Here is a 15,184-nt window from a genome sequence, read left to right as displayed (position 1 = left end):
CCTCCGGCCGTGAGGCAGCTGTGGGGGTCTGGGGGCAGCCGTGGGGCAGTTGACCATCAACAATCGTGTGACGGTGCGTCCGCCAAAGGGATTTCGAGGCGCTGACATCCGAGCATGCGGCTGGCTGGTCTCGGACGTCGACAGCCTGGCTGCGGGACCTGGTTTCCCGACCGCCGGGGAGTTGGGCGGGGTCAGGCTGCCTGGGCGGGGGAGGTGGTGGGTGTGCTGCGGCCCGGGTGCGGGTGCTTTTGGTGTCGTGTTGTCGGCTGGTGACGTGGTGGCCGGGCTGGCGTGGCATGCTGCAGGGGTGTCGATTGAGCCCATCGTCCTGGTCGTCGGTGACGAAGAACTGCTTGTGGACCGTGCGATCGGTGAGGTCGTCGCGTCCGTGCGGGCGGCGGATCCGGAGAACGAGGTGATCGACCTCGCGCCGGGCGGGCTGGAGCCCGGACGGATCGCGGAACTGACCTCGCCTTCGCTGTTCGGGGGCGGGAAGGTGCTCGTCCTGCGGTCGGGGCAGGATTTGGGCAAGGACCTGGTCGCCGAGGTGCTCAAGTACGCCAAGGCGCCCGCCGAGGACGTGGTGCTCGTGGTCGTCCACCACGGCGGGGCCAAGGGGAAGGCGCTGGTGGACGGGCTGACCAAGCTCAAGGCACGCAAGATCTCGTGTCCGAAGGTCACCAAGACGGGGGAGCGCGTCGACTTCGTCCGGGCGGAGATCCGCACGGCAGGAGGGAAGATCTCGGCGGACGCGGCACGCGGGCTGATCGACGCCGTCGGGAACGACCTGCGTGAACTAGCGGCGGCGTGCAGCCAGCTCGTCGCCGACACCGGCGGGAAGATCGACGACGCGGCGGTCGCGCGCTACTACCGGGGACGCGCCGAGGTCAGCGGGTTCACGGTCGCGGACAAGGCCATCGAGGGCCAGCTCGCCGAGGCACTGGAGCAGCTCCGCTGGGCGCTCGCGACCGGGGTGGCGCCGGTGCTGATCGTCAGCGCGCTTGCGCAGGGCGTCCGGGGGCTGGCGAAGGTCGGCGGCGCACCCCGAGGCGCGCGAGGCGCCGCCCTCGCGAAGGAACTCGGGATGCCGCCGTGGAAGATCGAGCGCGTCCAGCGGCAACTGCGCGCCTGGTCAGGAGACGGCGTGGCACGCGCACTGGCCGCGGTGGCCGAGGCCGACGAGCAGGTGAAGGGCGGCGCCGCCGACCCTGCGTACGCATTGGAAAAGGCGGTCGCCGAAATCGTCTCCGCCCGAGCCCAACGCCGCGCCTCCTAAACCCGTCCGCGCCCAACATCGCCTTTCCTGGACCTGGCCACGCTCAACGCCGCGCTTTCTGGACCGTCCGGGCACAACGCCGCCTTTCCCAGACCCCGGCGCCCAATGCCCCGCCTCCTAAATCCGTCCGGGCGCAACGTCGCCTTTCCTGGACCCTCGCGCTCAATGTCGCGCTTCCAAGGTTCTTAAGGGCAGTGGTCCTCGAAGGGTTCGCTTTTGGGGGCCTGTCTGGAGAGGGGTGGGTCAGGTTGGGTGGCTGGGTTGTGGTCGGCGGGCTGAATGACGGGCTTAGGTTGCGGATTCGGATTTGGTTTTTAGGCCGTTTGCTTCCATTGTTACGTAGCGGCGGGAGAGGCGGCCTGTCAGGAGGGAGATGACGGGGGCCAGGGGGCCCTTTTGGGTCAAGGTCAGGCGGACGGCTACCGTGCCGTCTGGCTTTGGGAGGATGTCATGGGCCGCTGCCGTCGTGACGCCGGGGGAGCGGGATTCCCAGGTGAAGGTCTTGTTCTCGTCGAAGGCGGTGACCTTCCAGACGGCGGCTGGGAGTTTCGGCTGGGAGACTCGGGCCCGGCTGGAAAGGGTGAAGGGCTTGTCCAGGATTTCGACGCTGGTAATGGATTCCGTCATCTCCGGCCAGCGTTCCACGTCCTTCAGGAGGTTCCAGACGGTCTCGGGGGCGGCGTCGATGTCGACGGTGATCTCGAAATGCACGGTGTGCTCCTCACTGCGTCGTGGATGGCTGACAGGAGGCCGGTGACCAGGGGGTCGTCGGCGCGGTTCGGGAGATGGAGGGCGTGGTACGGGACGGCCGGCAGGTCGACGATCTCGCGTCCGACCAGGCCGGGGGGCGGGGAGACGCAGCCGTTCACGACGGCGAGGCCGACGCGCAGGGCCACGAAGTGCAGCATGAGCGGCCAGCCCGCGGCTTCGACGGCGACGGTCCAGGGGACGGCGGCGGCGCGCAGGGCGCGTTCGAGGGCGACGCGGTGCGGGCCCGCGGGCGGCGGGACGATCAGCGCCGCCCCCGCCAGGTCGGCGAGGGTGAGCGCGGGCTTCGCGGCCAGCGGATGATCGTCCGGCATGACCAGGACCTGCGGGTATGAGGCGAGCGGGACGGTCCGCACGTCGGTAGGCAGGACGTCCAGCACGGCGACCCCGACGTCGGCGCGGCCGGTGCGGACGGCGGTGAGCGTCCGGGCGCGGTCGCCGTTGATCAGGCGGATGCCGGGGCGGACGACGTCGCCGAGCAGGTACAGGAAGGCGCCCTCCCCGGCGGCGAGCACCGGCGCGCGGGTGGACGCGGCGCCGTGCACGTCGGCGAGGAACGCGGTCATCCGGGCGTCGAGGTCGCGGGCGAAGCGGGCGACCTGCTCGCCGGCGGGGGTGAGGGCGAGGTGGCGGCCGTGCCGCGTGTAGAGGGGGCGTCCGACCGTCTCGGCGAGCTTGCGGACCTTGACGTGCAGGGCGGGCTGGGAGATGCGGAGCTCCCCGGCCGCGCGCGTGAAGTTGAGGTGGTCGGCGAAGACGGCGAACGAGGCGAGCGCGTCCGTGGAGAGGCGGCTCAGATCCATAGCTACAGACTATAGCTGAAATGATCTTAATAGTTCTCTTCTAGCTCTCCAGGTCCGAGGGTGGAGGGCATGGACATCGAATCCCGGCTCGGCGTCGACTTCGGCCGGGTCATCCACGGCGGCCTGCTCGCCCCCGGCGACGACGACACGGCGTTCCTGAGCGGGAGCTTCGCGGCGGCGCTCGCCTCGCCCGCGACGGACGGCGTGTACGACGTGCTGCCCGGCCTGGTTGAAGCGTTCGGCGGACGCGCCTGGATCATCTCCAAGTGCGGCGACCGGGTGCGGAGGCGGACGCTCGCCTGGCTCGACCACCACGACTTCTACGCGCGGACGGGCCTGCCCAGGGAGAACGTCCGGTTCTGCGCGAAGCGTCCGGAGAAGGCGCTGCACTGCGCGGAACTCGGGATCACCCACATGATCGACGACCGGCCGGACGTGCATCGCGCCATTCGGGAGATCGTCCCGTACCGGTATCTGTTCGGGCCTGCGAAAGCGGGAGAGGAAGGGGTGCGGCGCATTCCCGACTGGGCGTCCGCCGAGATCATTCGGAGAGATATTCCGGCGGGACGGATTCGGCCAGCCACACCCCGTTGACGCTGACGCGGAACTCGTGCCCGGCGGCGGCCATCCGTCCGGCGTTGACGACCAGGACGACGGGCTCGCCGCGCCGGGCGCCGACCCGCCGGGCCGTCTCCCGGTCGGGGGACAGGTGGACGGCGTGCCGCCCCATCGGCCGCAGCCCATCCCGCAGAATCGAGGGGACGGAACGGCGCACCGTCCCGTGGAAAAGGAATTCCGGCGGCACCGCCGGAGGCAGTTTCAGGTCGACCGGGATGGAATGGCCCTGGACGGCCCGGATCCGGTCGCCGTCGAGTTCGTAGCGCTTCTTGTCATTGGCGTCGACGACGAACTCAAGTTCGGCGCGGGTGATCGGGAACGAGTGGCGGGCGGCGGCCGCGAGCAGGTCGGCGACGTCGGCCCAGCCCTCGGCGTCGAGCGTGAGCCCGATCCGCTCGGGGCGGTGCCGCAGGTGCTCGGCGAGATACTTGGAGATCTTCACCGCGCGGCGCTCGTCCATCGGAAAAGCCCCCGGACATGCGTCGGGGCCGGCACACGAGCCGGCCCCGGGGCGTGCGGTTGCTACTTGGCGGCCTGCAGCTCGGCGGTGCGCTTGGCGATCGCCGACTTGCGGTTCGCGGCCTGGTTCTTGTGGATGACGCCCTTGCTGACGGCCTTGTCCAGCTTGCGGGCGGCGTGGCGCTGCGCGGCGACGGCCGCGTCCACCTCGCCGGCCTCGGCGGCCTCGCGGAACTTGCGGATCGCCGTCTTCAGCTCGGACTTGACGGCCTTGTTGCGCAGGCGGGCCTTCTCGTTCTGCTTGTTGCGCTTGATCTGGGACTTGATGTTAGCCACGTCGGAGTGCCTCAGCTTGGGTCGCGATACTCGCCTGCTCACGCGCAGGCCCTGACGAATGTCTGAACGGGGGCGGGACGGTGCCCCCGGGGCACGACGCTACGCCACACGCAGTCGCACAGCTTACCAATCACCGGGCCCCACCCCAAACCAGCACGGTGCACGGAGCATCGGACCCGGCATGGGACTATGGGACGAAGACCCTTTCCTTGTCCACCTGTGAGTAGTGCGAACGGACCCCGGTGCCAGCGCCTGTGCCTGACAAGACCGATCCCGCGATCATCCGCAACTTCTGCATCATCGCGCACATCGACCATGGCAAGTCGACCCTCGCGGACCGGATGCTCCAGTTGACGGGTGTCGTCGAGGAGCGCCAGATGCGCGCCCAGTACCTCGACCGCATGGACATCGAGCGCGAGCGCGGCATCACGATCAAGAGCCAGGCCGTGCGGCTGCCGTGGACGTCCGTCGGCGTCGACCACGTCCTCAACCTGATCGACACCCCGGGGCACGTCGACTTCTCCTACGAGGTGTCGCGGTCGCTCGCCGCGTGCGAGGGCGCGGTCCTGCTGGTGGACGCGGCGCAGGGCATCGAGGCGCAGACGCTCGCCAACCTGTACCTGGCGCTCGAGGCCGACCTGCACCTGATCCCCGTCCTCAACAAGATCGACCTGCCCGCCGCGCAGCCCGACAAGTACGCCGAGGAGCTCGCCGGGATCATCGGCTGCGACCCCGCCGACGTGCTGCGGGTGTCCGGCAAGACCGGCGAGGGCGTCCGTGAGCTGCTCGACAAGATCGTCGCGGAGGTGCCCGCGCCGGTCGGCGACCCGGACGGCCCGGCCCGCGCGCTGATCTTCGACTCGGTGTACGACACCTACCGCGGGGTGGTCACCTACGTCCGGATCATGGACGGGCACCTGTCGCGCCGCGAGAAGAGCCTCATGATGTCGACGGGGGCCGCGCACGAGACCCTGGAGGTCGGCGTGATCTCCCCGGAGCCGAAGCCCGTGCAGGGCCTCGGCGTCGGCGAGGTCGGCTACCTGATCACCGGGGTGAAGGACGTCCGGCAGGCGCGCGTCGGCGACACGGTGACGGGCCAGTCGCGCCCGGCGCCGCAGGCGCTCGGCGGCTACCGCGACCCGCGTCCCATGGTGTTCTCCGGCCTGTACCCGGTGGACGGCGACCAGTACCCCGAGCTGCGCGACGCGCTCGACAAGCTCCGCCTGAACGACGCCGCGCTCGTCTACGAGCCGGAGACGTCGGCGGCGCTCGGGTTCGGGTTCCGCTGCGGGTTCCTCGGGCTGCTGCACATGGAGATCGTCCGGGAGCGGCTGGAGCGCGAGTTCGACCTGTCGCTGATCTCGACCGCGCCGAACGTCGTGTACCGCGTGGTCATGGAGGACGGGACGGAGCACACCGTCACGAACCCCAGCGAGTTCCCCGAGGGCAAGATCGGCGTCGTGTACGAGCCGGTGGTGAAGGCGACGCTGCTCAGCCCGTCCGACCACATCGGCGCGATCATGGAGCTGTGCCAGGGCCGCCGCGGTGTGCTGCTCGGCATGGACTACCTGTCCGAGGACCGCGTCGAGATCCGCTACACGCTGCCCCTCGCCGAGATCATCTTCGACTTCTTCGACCAGCTGAAGTCGAAGACCCGCGGGTACGCATCGCTTGACTACGAGCCGAGCGGCGAGCAGGAGGCCGACCTCGTGAAGGTCGACATCCTGCTGCAGGGCGAGTCGGTGGACGCGTTCAGCCAGATCGTCCACAAGGACAAGTCGCGCGAGTACGGGCTGATGATGACGTCCAAGCTCAAGGAGCTGATCCCGCGGCAGCAGTACGAGGTGCCGATCCAGGCCGCGATCGGCGCGCGCATCATCGCCCGGGAGAACATCCGCGCCATCCGCAAGGACGTCCTCGCCAAGTGCTACGGCGGCGACATCTCCCGTAAGCGCAAGCTGCTGGAGAAGCAGAAGGAGGGCAAGAAGCGGATGAAGACCATCGGGCGGGTGGACGTCCCGCAGGAGGCCTTCGTCGCGGCGCTCTCCACGGGCGGCGGGGGCGAGTCCGCCGACAAGGGCCGCAAGTAACCCGCGCCCCGCGAGAACCCCGCGCTACTTCTTGAGCAGCGGCCAGGCGACCGCGGCCGGGACCCGCCGGAACTCGCCCCGGTTGGCGGCGCGTCCCGCGTAGACCAGGAAGAACATCACGACGGCCGTGAACAGCAGCGGCACCCAGATGAGCGCTTCCATGACCAGCGAGAGCAGCCCGAACACGAACCAGACGGCGACGGCGGCGAGGCCCATGTTGAGGCCCTGCGCGGCGTGCCGGCGGACGAACGGAGACCCGCCGCCCTTCCCGACGAGGACGACCGCGGGCGCGATCACGCCGACGAGGAACTGACCCACGTACGCCATGAGCGACCAGGTCTTCTCGTCATCGGACACCGGACCGAAATGGCCCGGCATCTGAGCCGTGCCCCCGCCCTGCTGCGGTTGAGGAGGCTGCTGCTGCCAGGGGCCGCCGGGCTGCTGCTGCGGCGGCTGCTGGGGTTGCTGCTGCCAGAGGTTCCCTGGCTGCTGCCAGGGCGTCTGCTGCTGCCATTCGGGCTGCTGTCCCTGGCCGGGCGACGGGGGAGGCCCGTAGGCCATGGCGGAGTCCTCTCCTAGTTCGCTGAGCGAGCTATGGGCTGAAGTCTATGACTCCTTGGACGCCTCCGGAGTTCGCTCGGGTTCCCGCGAACGCCCGTCCCATGTCCGTTTCGTGCCACCTCGCCGAATGCGAGCGGAGCCCGTCCGGAGACGGAAATGCGATGATCTCTTCGTGGACCCCGGTACGGTCGGAAGGTACGGTGCCGATCAAGCAACGTGTCGATCGAGCTAAGGCGTCCCAGACGGACTTCCGGAGGCGGTGTGACCGCGGCGAAGCGAGGCTCGTGGCGTCCGCCCCTCGGGGGCCTGAGGGTCGTCCCCCTGAAAGGTAGGGCAGCGTGACCGACCCCGACCAGGTTCTGCGTTCCGCGAAGGAGCGGGAGACCGTGAACGGCGCCGTCCGCGCGCTGCGGTCGGCCGCGCCGTCCGGCTGGGAGCGGCTCGACTTCGAGTTCCGCGCGACGGTCGGGATCGACAGCGCGTCCCTGGAGGTGGAGGGCGCGGACGGCGACCGCCGCACCGCACTGCCGCCGGGCCAGGCCGTCGGGATGATGGACGAGCTGCGCCGCGCCATGTACCGCAGCGGCCAGGGCGCCTGGTTCACGGCCCGGCTGAAGGTCGAGCGGTCGGGACGGTTCAGCGCCGAGTTCGACTACGACGGCGAGCCCGATTTCACGCCGCCGCTCACCTCGTCCGCCTACGCGATGGACCTCGACCGCTTCCCCCGCACCGACGAGCACATCCCCGACTGGCTCCGCGCCAAGCTCGGCGAAGACTGACCGAGCGCCGGGGCAGACCTCGGGCAAGCGCCGGAGCAGGGCTCGGGGCACGGCAGACTGGAGGCGTGCCCTCGACCCTTCCCGACGGTGATCCCGTACCCGCCGACGGCTCGCTCCCCGGCAGCGCCCTGGACGGCCTGGGAAAGCGCCCGTTCGCGTTCTACGTGCACGTCCCCTTCTGCGTGACCCGCTGCGGATACTGCGATTTCAACACCTACACGGCCTCCGAGCTAGGTCCGGGCGCGAGCCGCGACTCCTACGCCGACACCGCCATCGCGGAGGTCCGCATGGCCCGGCGCGTGCTGGGCGACGTGGACCTGCCCGTCGAGACGGTATTCGTCGGCGGCGGCACGCCGACCCTGCTCCCAGCCGAGGATCTCGGACGTGTCCTGGCCGCAATCGACGCCGAGTTCGGGCTCGCACCGGGCGCGGAGGTCACCACCGAGGCCAACCCCGAGTCGGTGGACGAGGGCTACGTGTCCAGACTGCGCGAGGTCGGATTCACCCGCGTCTCCTACGGCATGCAGAGCGCGCGCGAGCACGTCCTCGCCGTCCTGGAGCGGACGCATTCGCCGGGACGTGTCCCGCAGGTTGTGGAATGGACGCGCAAGGCAGGCTTCGAGCACATCAACCTCGACCTGATCTACGGCACGCCAGGCGAGACCGACGACGACTGGAGGGGGTCCTTGCGGGCCGCCCTCGAAGCGGAGCCCGACCACGTGTCGGCGTACGCGCTCATCGTCGAGGACGGCACGCGCCTGGCGGCACAGGTCCGGCGCGGCGAACTGACCGCTCCCGACGACGACGCCATGGCCGACCGGTACCTGATCGCGGACGAGACCCTGTCCGCGCACGGCCTGCACTGGTACGAGATCTCCAACTGGGCCGCGACGCCCGCCGCCGCCTGCCGCCACAACATGCTCTACTGGACGGGCGCCGACTGGTGGGGCGTCGGCCCGGGCGCGCACAGCCACGTCGGCGGGACCCGATGGTGGAACGTCAAGCACCCCGCCGCCTACGCCTCCCGCCTGGCCGAGGGCACGACGCCCGCGTACGCCAGGGAGGTCCTGGACGACGACGACCGCCGCATGGAGCGCGTCATGCTCGAACTGCGCCTCGCGCAGGGCTGCCCGTCCACGCTGCTGGACGACAAGGCCGTCCGGAAGGCGATCGACGACGGCCTGGTCGAACCGTCCCCCTACGAGCGGGGCCGGGCCGTCCTGACCCGCAAGGGCCGCCTCCTGGCCGACGCCGTAGTCCGCGACCTCACCTGACGGCCCCCGTGCCACGGGGGTTCCAGGGGGTCGCCCCCCTGGGCTAGCCAGTAACGAAGTCGATCAGCTCTTCCACCCGACCCAGGAGGGCGGGTTCGAGGTCGGTGTAGGAGTTCACGCGGCTCAGGATGCGTTTCCAGGCGGCGCCGGTGTCGTCGTCCCAGCCGAGCCGGGCGACGACGCCCTCCTTCCAGGGGATGCCGCGCGGGACGCGGGGCCACTCCGGGATGCCGACCGACGCGGGCTTCACTGCCTCCCAGATGTCGATGAACGGGTGCCCGGTGACGAGGACGTGCGGCGACGACACCCGCGCCGCGATCCGCGACTCCTTGGAGCCCTCGACGAGGTGGTCGACGAGGACGCCGAGGCGGCGGTCCTCGTCCGGGGCGAACTCCTCGACGATGGCGGGCAGGTCGTCCACGCCTTCGAGGTACTCGACGACGACGCCCTCGACCCGCAGGTCGTGGCCCCAGATCTTCTCGACCAGCTCCGCGTCGTGGACGCCCTCCACGTAGATGCGGCTCTCCTTGGCGACCTGGGCGCGCAGCCCCCGCACGGCGATGGACCCCGACGCCGAGCGCGCGGGACGTCCGCCGCCTGGCGCCGCGGTCGGCCGGACCAGCGTGACCGGCTTGCCGTCGATCAGGAACCCTGACTTGGTCAGGGGGAACACCCGCCGCTTGCCGAACCGGTCCTCCAGGGTGACGCCGAGCTTGTCGCAGGCGACCACGGCGCCGCAGAAGCCGCTGTCGGGATCTTCGGCGACGAGGCCCGGCTCGGCGGGCACCTCCGGGATCTGGCCCTTGCGGGGACGCCGCCAGTCGCCGCCCAGCACGTCGTTTCCATAGTCCTTACTCCGCACGGGTCCGCACATTAACCCGGCGGGACGCCCGCGCGGCGTCGCCCGTCGTCCTTCGGCGTGGCGTCCCGGCGCCCGCGCTGCCCCGCGCCACCCCCGTGCCGCCCCGCGTCGTAAAAGGGTGGTTCCTGGGTGGATGGGCGGCGGCGTCCGAAACGGATAAGATCGCGCAGCCGTGCCGGTGCGCGCGGGGCACTCCAGAGTGGCTCTCCGGGCCGTACAATTGGCACTCGGGAGGAATGAGTGCCAGCGGCGCGGGGGCGCCGGCGGCACGGGCCCCGGCGGGACGAAGGAGGTGACCCGGGTGCTGGACGACCGCAAGCTCTCGGTCCTGCGCGCCATCGTCGAGGACTACGTCTCCACGAACGAGCCGGTCGGCTCCAAGGCCCTCACGGACCGGCACAACCTCGGCGTGTCCCCGGCCACCATCCGCAACGACATGGCGGTGCTGGAGGAGCAGGGCTACATCACCCAGCCGCACACGAGCGCCGGACGCGTCCCCACGGACAAGGGCTACCGGCTGTTCGTCGACCGGCTGTCCACGATCAAGCCGCTGTCGGTCGCCGAGCGCCGCGCGATCGAGACGTTTCTGTCCGGCGCCTACGACCTCGACGACGTCGTCGGCCGGACGGTCCGGCTGCTCGCCCAGCTCACCCGGCAGGTCGCCGTCGTGCAGTACCCGTCGCTGACCCGCTCGACGGTGCGGCACGTGGAACTCGTCCCGGTCGCCGAGGGACGGCTGCTGCTCGTCCTGATCACCGACACGGGCCGGGTCGAGCAGCGGGTGATCGAATCCGCGGGCCCGGTCAGCGAGGAATCCATCGGGCACCTCCGGGCGTTGCTCAACACGTGCCTCGACGGGCTGGGCCTCGGCGACGTGCCGACCGCGGTGGCCGACCTGCCGGACAAGGTCGGCCCGGACGACCGCCCGCTCACGGCGGCGGTGCTGTCGGTGCTGCTGGAGACGCTCGTCGAGAAGCACGAGGAGAAGATCGTCTTCGCCGGGGCGGCGAACCTCGCCTCGGTCGACTTCTCGCAGGGGCTGCGGGAGGTGCTCGTGGCGCTGGAGGAGCAGGTGGTCCTCATGCGACTGCTCGGCGAGACCGGCGACTCCTCTAAAGTTACGGTGCGGATCGGCACCGAGAACCCCGACCTGGGGCTCCGGTCGACCTCGGTCGTCGCCGCCGACTACGGGGTGGGCGACCTCACCCTGGCCCGGCTAGGAGTGCTCGGGCCGACACGCATGGATTACCCCAGCACGATGGGAGCGGTACGGGCAGTGGCACGCTACGTGGGACAGATCCTGGCGGGGTCGTAAGTGGCCAACGACTACTACGCGACCCTGGGCGTCCGGCGGGACGCCAGCGCCGACGAGGTCAAGAAGGCCTATCGCCGGCTCGCGCGGGAACTCCACCCGGACGTCAACCCGGATCCGGAGACCCAGGACAAGTTCAAGGAGATCACCCAGGCGTACGAGGTGCTCTCCGACCCGAAGAAGCGCGAGATGTACGACCTCGGCGCGGACCCGTTCGCGTCCGGCGCCGGTGCGGGCGCGGGAGGCTTTGGCGGCGCCGGGTTCCCGTTCAGCGACATCATGGACGCCTTCTTCGGCACCGCGACCGCGCGCGGCCCCCGGTCGCGCGCGCGCCGCGGCCGGAACGCGACGCTGCGGGTCGAGCTCGACCTCGGCGAGACGGCGTTCGGCACGACCCGCGAGCTGTCCATCGACACCGCGGTCGCCTGCACGACCTGCGAGGGGTCGGGCTGCGCGCCCGGCACCCACCCGGACACCTGCGAGACGTGCCACGGGCGCGGCGAGGTGCAGCAGGTGCAGCGCTCGTTCCTCGGCCAGGTCATGACGGCCCGGCCGTGCCCGGCCTGCGGCGGGTTCGGCTCGGTGATCCGCAACCCGTGCACCGAGTGCTCGGGCGACGGCCGGGTCCGCACCCGGCGGACCGTCAAGGTCAAGATCCCCGCCGGGGTGGAGAACGGCATCCACATCCAGCTCGCCGGGGAGGGCGAGGTCGGCCCCGGCGGCGGCCCGCCCGGCGACCTGTTCCTGGAGATCGTCGAGAAGCCGCACGCGATCTTCGAGCGGGAGGGCGACGACCTGCACTGCACGGTCGAGATCCCGATGACGGCGGCGGCGCTCGGCACCAGCGTCACGATCGAGACGCTGGACGCGGCCGAGAGCGTCGACATCAAGCCCGGCACGCAGTCCGGTCAGGTCATCACGCTGTACAACCGGGGCGTCCGGCACCTCAACGAGAGCGGGCGCGGCGACCTGATGATCCACGTGAACGTCGAGACGCCGAACCGGCTCGACGAGGAGCAGGAGGAGCTGCTCCGGCGGCTCGCCGCGCTGCGCGGCGAGGAGCGCCCGCCCGGCAAGTTCGCGCCGGGCCACCGGACCGGCGTGTTCTCCCGCATCAAGGACGTCTTCAACCAGCACTGAAGAGCCACGGCGGCGGCCTACCGCGAAGGCCGCCGCGGTGAACCGGACGACTGAACGGGAGGGCGCGTGAGCCCGCCGGTGTTCCTCGCCGGGACGGACGCGCTCGCGCGCGACCACGTCGTCCTGGACGGCCCCGAGGGGCGGCACGCCGCGACCGTGCGGCGGCTGCGCCCCGGCGAGCGCGTCGACCTCACCGACGGCGCCGGGCTGCTCGCCGAGTGCGTCGTCGCCGCGGCCGACCGCGCCTCCCTCACGCTGGACGTGCTGGCCCGCCGCCGCGAGCCGGAGCCCGCGCCGCGCATCACGGTCGTGCAGGCCCTCCCGAAGGGCGACCGGGGCGAGCTGGCGGTCGAGACGATGACCGAGGCGGGCGTGGACGAGATCGTCCCGTGGGCGGCGTCCCGCTGCGTCACGCAGTGGCGTCCGGAGCGCCGCGAGAAGGCCCTCGCCCGCTGGCGCAACGCGGCCCGCGAGGCGGGCAAGCAGGCCCGGCGCAGCCGTTTCCCCGACGTCGCCGACCTCGCCTCGACGGACGACGTGGCCGGACGGATCGCCGCCGCGGCCCTGGCCCTCGTCCTGCACGAGGAGGCCGACGCCCCGCTCAGCGCCGCCGCACCGCCCGCGACGGGCGAGATCATCGTCGTGGTGGGCCCGGAGGGCGGGATCACGGACGCGGAACTGGCCGCGCTGGCCGCCGCGGGCGGACGCCCGACCCGGCTGGGCCCGACCGTGCTGCGCACCTCGACGGCGGGAGTGGCGGCAGCGGCCGTCCTACTGGCAGCGACCGGCCGCTGGTAGCCGAGTCATTTTGTTGGGGGACGCCCCCACGCCCCCGGAGGGAGCCGGGCGGTCAGGAGCCGCCGGTGGCGGCGCCATCGCCGTTGTTCGTCTTCGCGGGCTCGCTGGACGGGGGCGCCGTGGGCTGGTCGGTGGGCTCGCCCGGCCCGGGCGTCCCGGTCGCGGGCGGCGTCGGGGTGGCCGACGGCGTCTGCGACGGGGTCTGGCCCGGGCACGAGGAGGCGGACGGCGCGGTGGACGGCTCGGCGCCCGGCGAGGCGGCCGCCGTCGGCGTCCCGGTCCGGGGGATCGTGCAGGACGACAGGCCGGGCGAGGTGCTCGGGCTGGTCGTCGACGTCGCCGCCGACGCGCCGGACGGGTCGCTTCCAGGCGACGCCGGGGCGGGGAACTCGGGGTCGCCGCCGGCGTTGTCGCGGTCGCCGCCCGACTTGTCGTGCCCGCCGCCGGACGGCCCGTTCGCGCCGACCGACTGCTGGATGAGGTCGATGGTCTGCGGGGCGGTCACGCCGAGCCCGGCGATGGCCACGGCGGCGGCCACCGCGAGGACGGGACGCGCCCAGTTGACGGTGAACCGGTCGAACCCGAGCCCGTACCGCGCGAGGCCGAAACGCCCGAGCCGGCGGCCGTCGCCTTCGGCGACGCGGGCCCGTATCCGCTCCAGGCCGTCGCCCGCGGGGTTGACCGTCTCCGCCTCCGCGTGCAGGGCGCGGCGGAGGATCTCGCCGTGCTCGTCGTCGGGGTCGGTGGTCATGAGAACTGCTCCAGGACGTTGCGTAGCGCGGTCATTCCGCGCGCCGTGTGGCTCTTCACGGCGCCGCGGGAGATGCCCATCGTGCTGGCGATCTCGGCTTCGGACAGGTCGGCGTAGTAACGCAGGACGAGTGCCTCGCGCTGACGTGCGGGGAGCCGGGACAGCGCGTCGACCACGGCCGACCGCTCCAGCTCCCCGATGGCCCCGGCCTCGGCGCTCGGCGCGTCCGGCAGGCCCTTCGGGGCGTACTTCTCGACGACGGCGCGATGCCGCAGCACCGACCGCGACCGGTTGACCACCGACTGCCGCAGGTACGACAGCGCCTTGTCCGGGTCGCGCAGGCGGCGCCAGCCGCCGTGCATCGCGACGAACGCGTCCTGGACGACCTCCTCGGCCGTCCCCGCGTCCCGGACGAGCATGGCCGCCAGCCGGACCAGGGAACGGTAGTTGGCGCTGTAGAGCGCGGTCACCGCCTGATCGGCGTCCCAGGCGACGGCCACCGCGCCCGCCGTGCCCCTGGCCACGAGGGTCTCGGTCACGTCAGTTGGACGCGCGCCCTCCTCGCCCGGTTTACGAAAGGGCATGTCCTGCTCTGCCTCGGTCACCTATCCGCCGCCTTTGCCGTCCCCCGGCCGTCCATTCGGATAGTCCTTCGGAGCGGCGTGGATCGGGCGCTCCCGGCCCGGCCGGGAACGCCCAAAAGCCTTGCGGACCGGGGGGTACGCCTTGAGCTGACCACCTTAGCCATTCGACGCTCGGAATGCCGACCGCAACGGGAGGTCCACCGCGCGTACCTTTTTCCGGACGCGCGCCCCGCCGGGTTCCGCCGGGGCCGCTCGATAGGATTCGGCGGGTCGCGCACCGCCGCCGATGGGGAGACCGATGACCGACTGCCTGTTCTGCAAGATCGTTTCCGGGGACGTGCCCGCCGAGATCGTCCGGGAGTCGGCGGGCGCGCTCGCGTTCCGCGACATCAACCCGCAGGCGCCGACGCACGTGCTGGTCATCCCGCGCGACCACCGCCCGACGGTCGCCGAGCTGGCCGCGTCCGACCCCGGGCTGCTCGCCGAGGTGGTCCGGGAGGCGCACCAGGTCGCCGTCGACGAGGGCATCGCCGAGACCGGCTACCGGGTCGTGTTCAACACCGGTCCACAGGCCGGTCAGACCGTCTTCCACGTGCACGCCCACGTGCTCGGGGGCCGTGGCCTCAACTGGCCGCCCGGCTGATCCCCGCCCGCCCCGCGGCCCGCTCGCGTGCGCCGGAAAAACGGACGGCGTCGTGTCGGACGTCCCCAGTACGATGGAACCGACACACCCTGGCACCCGGAGCAGACAGAAGGCAGGTCGGAGAGGCCGC

Annotated in this window: 17 protein-coding genes; 9 read left to right on the top strand and 8 right to left on the bottom strand. The window is 71.6% G+C overall.

Annotated elements, in window-relative coordinates:
* Window positions 1–307: 307 nt before the first annotated feature.
* Window positions 308–1,276, top strand: a complete 969-nt coding sequence (gene holA / locus FXF65_RS26360) for a DNA polymerase III subunit delta (protein ID WP_148352719.1) — start codon at window positions 308–310, stop codon at window positions 1,274–1,276.
* A gap of 288 nt (window positions 1,277–1,564) precedes the next feature.
* Here holA and FXF65_RS26355 read toward each other — a convergent pair whose 3' ends face one another.
* A complete protein-coding gene (locus FXF65_RS26355; protein ID WP_148352718.1) occupies window positions 1,565–1,987 on the bottom strand; it encodes an SRPBCC family protein in 423 nt (140 codons plus the stop codon).
* Window positions 1,927–2,847 carry a LysR family transcriptional regulator gene (locus FXF65_RS26350; RefSeq protein WP_148352717.1) on the bottom strand — a complete coding sequence of 307 codons (921 nt, stop codon included), beginning with the start codon at window positions 2,845–2,847 and terminating at the stop codon, window positions 1,927–1,929. Before FXF65_RS26350 ends, FXF65_RS26355 begins: the two co-directional genes overlap by 61 nt.
* Window positions 2,848–2,916: 69 nt before the next feature.
* On the opposite strand from FXF65_RS26350, the gene FXF65_RS26345 reads away from it, so the two are divergent.
* A complete protein-coding gene (locus tag FXF65_RS26345) occupies window positions 2,917–3,441 on the top strand; it encodes a hypothetical protein (protein ID WP_148352716.1) in 525 nt (174 codons plus the stop codon).
* Here the strand turns inward: FXF65_RS26345 and FXF65_RS26340 are convergent.
* Complete coding sequence (locus tag FXF65_RS26340; protein ID WP_148352715.1) at window positions 3,389–3,925, bottom strand: RNA 2'-phosphotransferase; 537 nt, start codon at window positions 3,923–3,925, stop codon at window positions 3,389–3,391. The genes FXF65_RS26345 and FXF65_RS26340 overlap by 53 nt on opposite strands.
* 62 nt (window positions 3,926–3,987) lie before the next feature.
* Complete coding sequence (rpsT, locus tag FXF65_RS26335; RefSeq protein WP_148352714.1) at window positions 3,988–4,260, bottom strand: 30S ribosomal protein S20; 273 nt, start codon at window positions 4,258–4,260, stop codon at window positions 3,988–3,990.
* A gap of 242 nt (window positions 4,261–4,502) precedes the next feature.
* On the opposite strand from rpsT, the gene lepA reads away from it, so the two are divergent.
* A complete protein-coding gene (gene lepA / locus FXF65_RS26330; protein WP_148352713.1) occupies window positions 4,503–6,350 on the top strand; it encodes a translation elongation factor 4 in 1,848 nt (615 codons plus the stop codon).
* Between the two features lie 24 nt (window positions 6,351–6,374).
* On the opposite strand, the gene FXF65_RS26325 is transcribed toward lepA, so the two are convergent.
* A complete protein-coding gene (locus tag FXF65_RS26325; protein WP_148352712.1) occupies window positions 6,375–6,911 on the bottom strand; it encodes a DUF4870 domain-containing protein in 537 nt (178 codons plus the stop codon).
* A gap of 338 nt (window positions 6,912–7,249) precedes the next feature.
* Between FXF65_RS26325 and FXF65_RS26320 the strand changes: the two genes are divergently transcribed.
* Together FXF65_RS26320 and hemW are read left to right on the top strand one after the other, a co-directional pair.
* Window positions 7,250–7,690: an antitoxin YezG family protein gene (locus FXF65_RS26320; RefSeq protein WP_148352711.1), complete on the top strand. Its 441-nt coding sequence runs from the start codon at window positions 7,250–7,252 to the stop codon at window positions 7,688–7,690.
* Window positions 7,691–7,755: 65 nt separating this feature from the next.
* A complete protein-coding gene (gene hemW / locus FXF65_RS26315; protein ID WP_148352710.1) occupies window positions 7,756–8,964 on the top strand; it encodes a radical SAM family heme chaperone HemW in 1,209 nt (402 codons plus the stop codon).
* A gap of 43 nt (window positions 8,965–9,007) precedes the next feature.
* On the opposite strand, the gene FXF65_RS26310 is transcribed toward hemW, so the two are convergent.
* On the bottom strand, window positions 9,008–9,826 hold the full coding sequence (locus FXF65_RS26310) for a DUF3097 domain-containing protein (RefSeq protein ID WP_246199112.1): 819 nt from the start codon (window positions 9,824–9,826) through the stop codon (window positions 9,008–9,010).
* A gap of 301 nt (window positions 9,827–10,127) precedes the next feature.
* Here FXF65_RS26310 and hrcA point away from each other — a divergent pair, with 301 nt between their 5' ends.
* The 3 genes from hrcA to FXF65_RS26295 all read left to right on the top strand — a co-directional run bounded on the left by hrcA (window position 10,128) and on the right by FXF65_RS26295 (window position 13,076).
* Window positions 10,128–11,141 carry a heat-inducible transcriptional repressor HrcA gene (gene hrcA / locus FXF65_RS26305; protein ID WP_148352993.1) on the top strand — a complete coding sequence of 338 codons (1,014 nt, stop codon included), beginning with the start codon at window positions 10,128–10,130 and terminating at the stop codon, window positions 11,139–11,141.
* On the top strand, window positions 11,142–12,278 hold the full coding sequence (gene dnaJ, locus FXF65_RS26300) for a molecular chaperone DnaJ (protein WP_148352708.1): 1,137 nt from the start codon (window positions 11,142–11,144) through the stop codon (window positions 12,276–12,278).
* Window positions 12,279–12,344: 66 nt separating this feature from the next.
* Entirely contained in the window at window positions 12,345–13,076 is a 732-nt protein-coding gene (locus FXF65_RS26295; RefSeq protein WP_148352707.1) for a 16S rRNA (uracil(1498)-N(3))-methyltransferase, read from the top strand.
* 52 nt (window positions 13,077–13,128) lie between these two features.
* Here FXF65_RS26295 and FXF65_RS26290 read toward each other — a convergent pair whose 3' ends face one another.
* Window positions 13,129–13,827: a hypothetical protein gene (locus FXF65_RS26290; protein ID WP_148352706.1), complete on the bottom strand. Its 699-nt coding sequence runs from the start codon at window positions 13,825–13,827 to the stop codon at window positions 13,129–13,131.
* Window positions 13,824–14,411 carry a SigE family RNA polymerase sigma factor gene (locus tag FXF65_RS26285; protein WP_067884542.1) on the bottom strand — a complete coding sequence of 196 codons (588 nt, stop codon included), beginning with the start codon at window positions 14,409–14,411 and terminating at the stop codon, window positions 13,824–13,826. Before FXF65_RS26285 ends, FXF65_RS26290 begins: the two co-directional genes overlap by 4 nt.
* Before the next feature lie 298 nt (window positions 14,412–14,709).
* On the opposite strand from FXF65_RS26285, the gene FXF65_RS26280 reads away from it, so the two are divergent.
* Window positions 14,710–15,054, top strand: coding sequence for a histidine triad nucleotide-binding protein (locus FXF65_RS26280; protein WP_187412515.1), 345 nt, complete (start codon window positions 14,710–14,712; stop codon window positions 15,052–15,054).
* Window positions 15,055–15,184: the final 130 nt, after the last annotated feature.

Origin of the sequence: Actinomadura syzygii (assembly GCF_008085905.1) — a bacterium.
Taxonomy (GTDB): Bacteria; Actinomycetota; Actinomycetes; order Streptosporangiales; family Streptosporangiaceae; genus Spirillospora; species Spirillospora syzygii.
This window is presented reverse-complemented; position numbering and strand designations above follow the sequence as displayed.

What these genes read in the sequence shown, in the direction of transcription:
- FXF65_RS26350 (WP_148352717.1), bottom strand. Translation starts at nt 2,847, where the DNA reads ATGGATCTGAGCCGCCTCTCCACGGACGCGCTCGCCTCGTTCGCCGTC.
- FXF65_RS26345 (WP_148352716.1), top strand. Translation starts at nt 2,917, where the DNA reads ATGGACATCGAATCCCGGCTCGGCGTCGACTTCGGCCGGGTCATCCAC.
- FXF65_RS26340 (WP_148352715.1), bottom strand. Translation starts at nt 3,925, where the DNA reads ATGGACGAGCGCCGCGCGGTGAAGATCTCCAAGTATCTCGCCGAGCAC.
- FXF65_RS26325 (WP_148352712.1), bottom strand. Translation starts at nt 6,911, where the DNA reads ATGGCCTACGGGCCTCCCCCGTCGCCCGGCCAGGGACAGCAGCCCGAA.
- FXF65_RS26290 (WP_148352706.1), bottom strand. Translation starts at nt 13,827, where the DNA reads ATGACCACCGACCCCGACGACGAGCACGGCGAGATCCTCCGCCGCGCC.
- FXF65_RS26285 (WP_067884542.1), bottom strand. Translation starts at nt 14,411, where the DNA reads ATGCCCTTTCGTAAACCGGGCGAGGAGGGCGCGCGTCCAACTGACGTG.
- FXF65_RS26280 (WP_187412515.1), top strand. Translation starts at nt 14,710, where the DNA reads ATGACCGACTGCCTGTTCTGCAAGATCGTTTCCGGGGACGTGCCCGCC.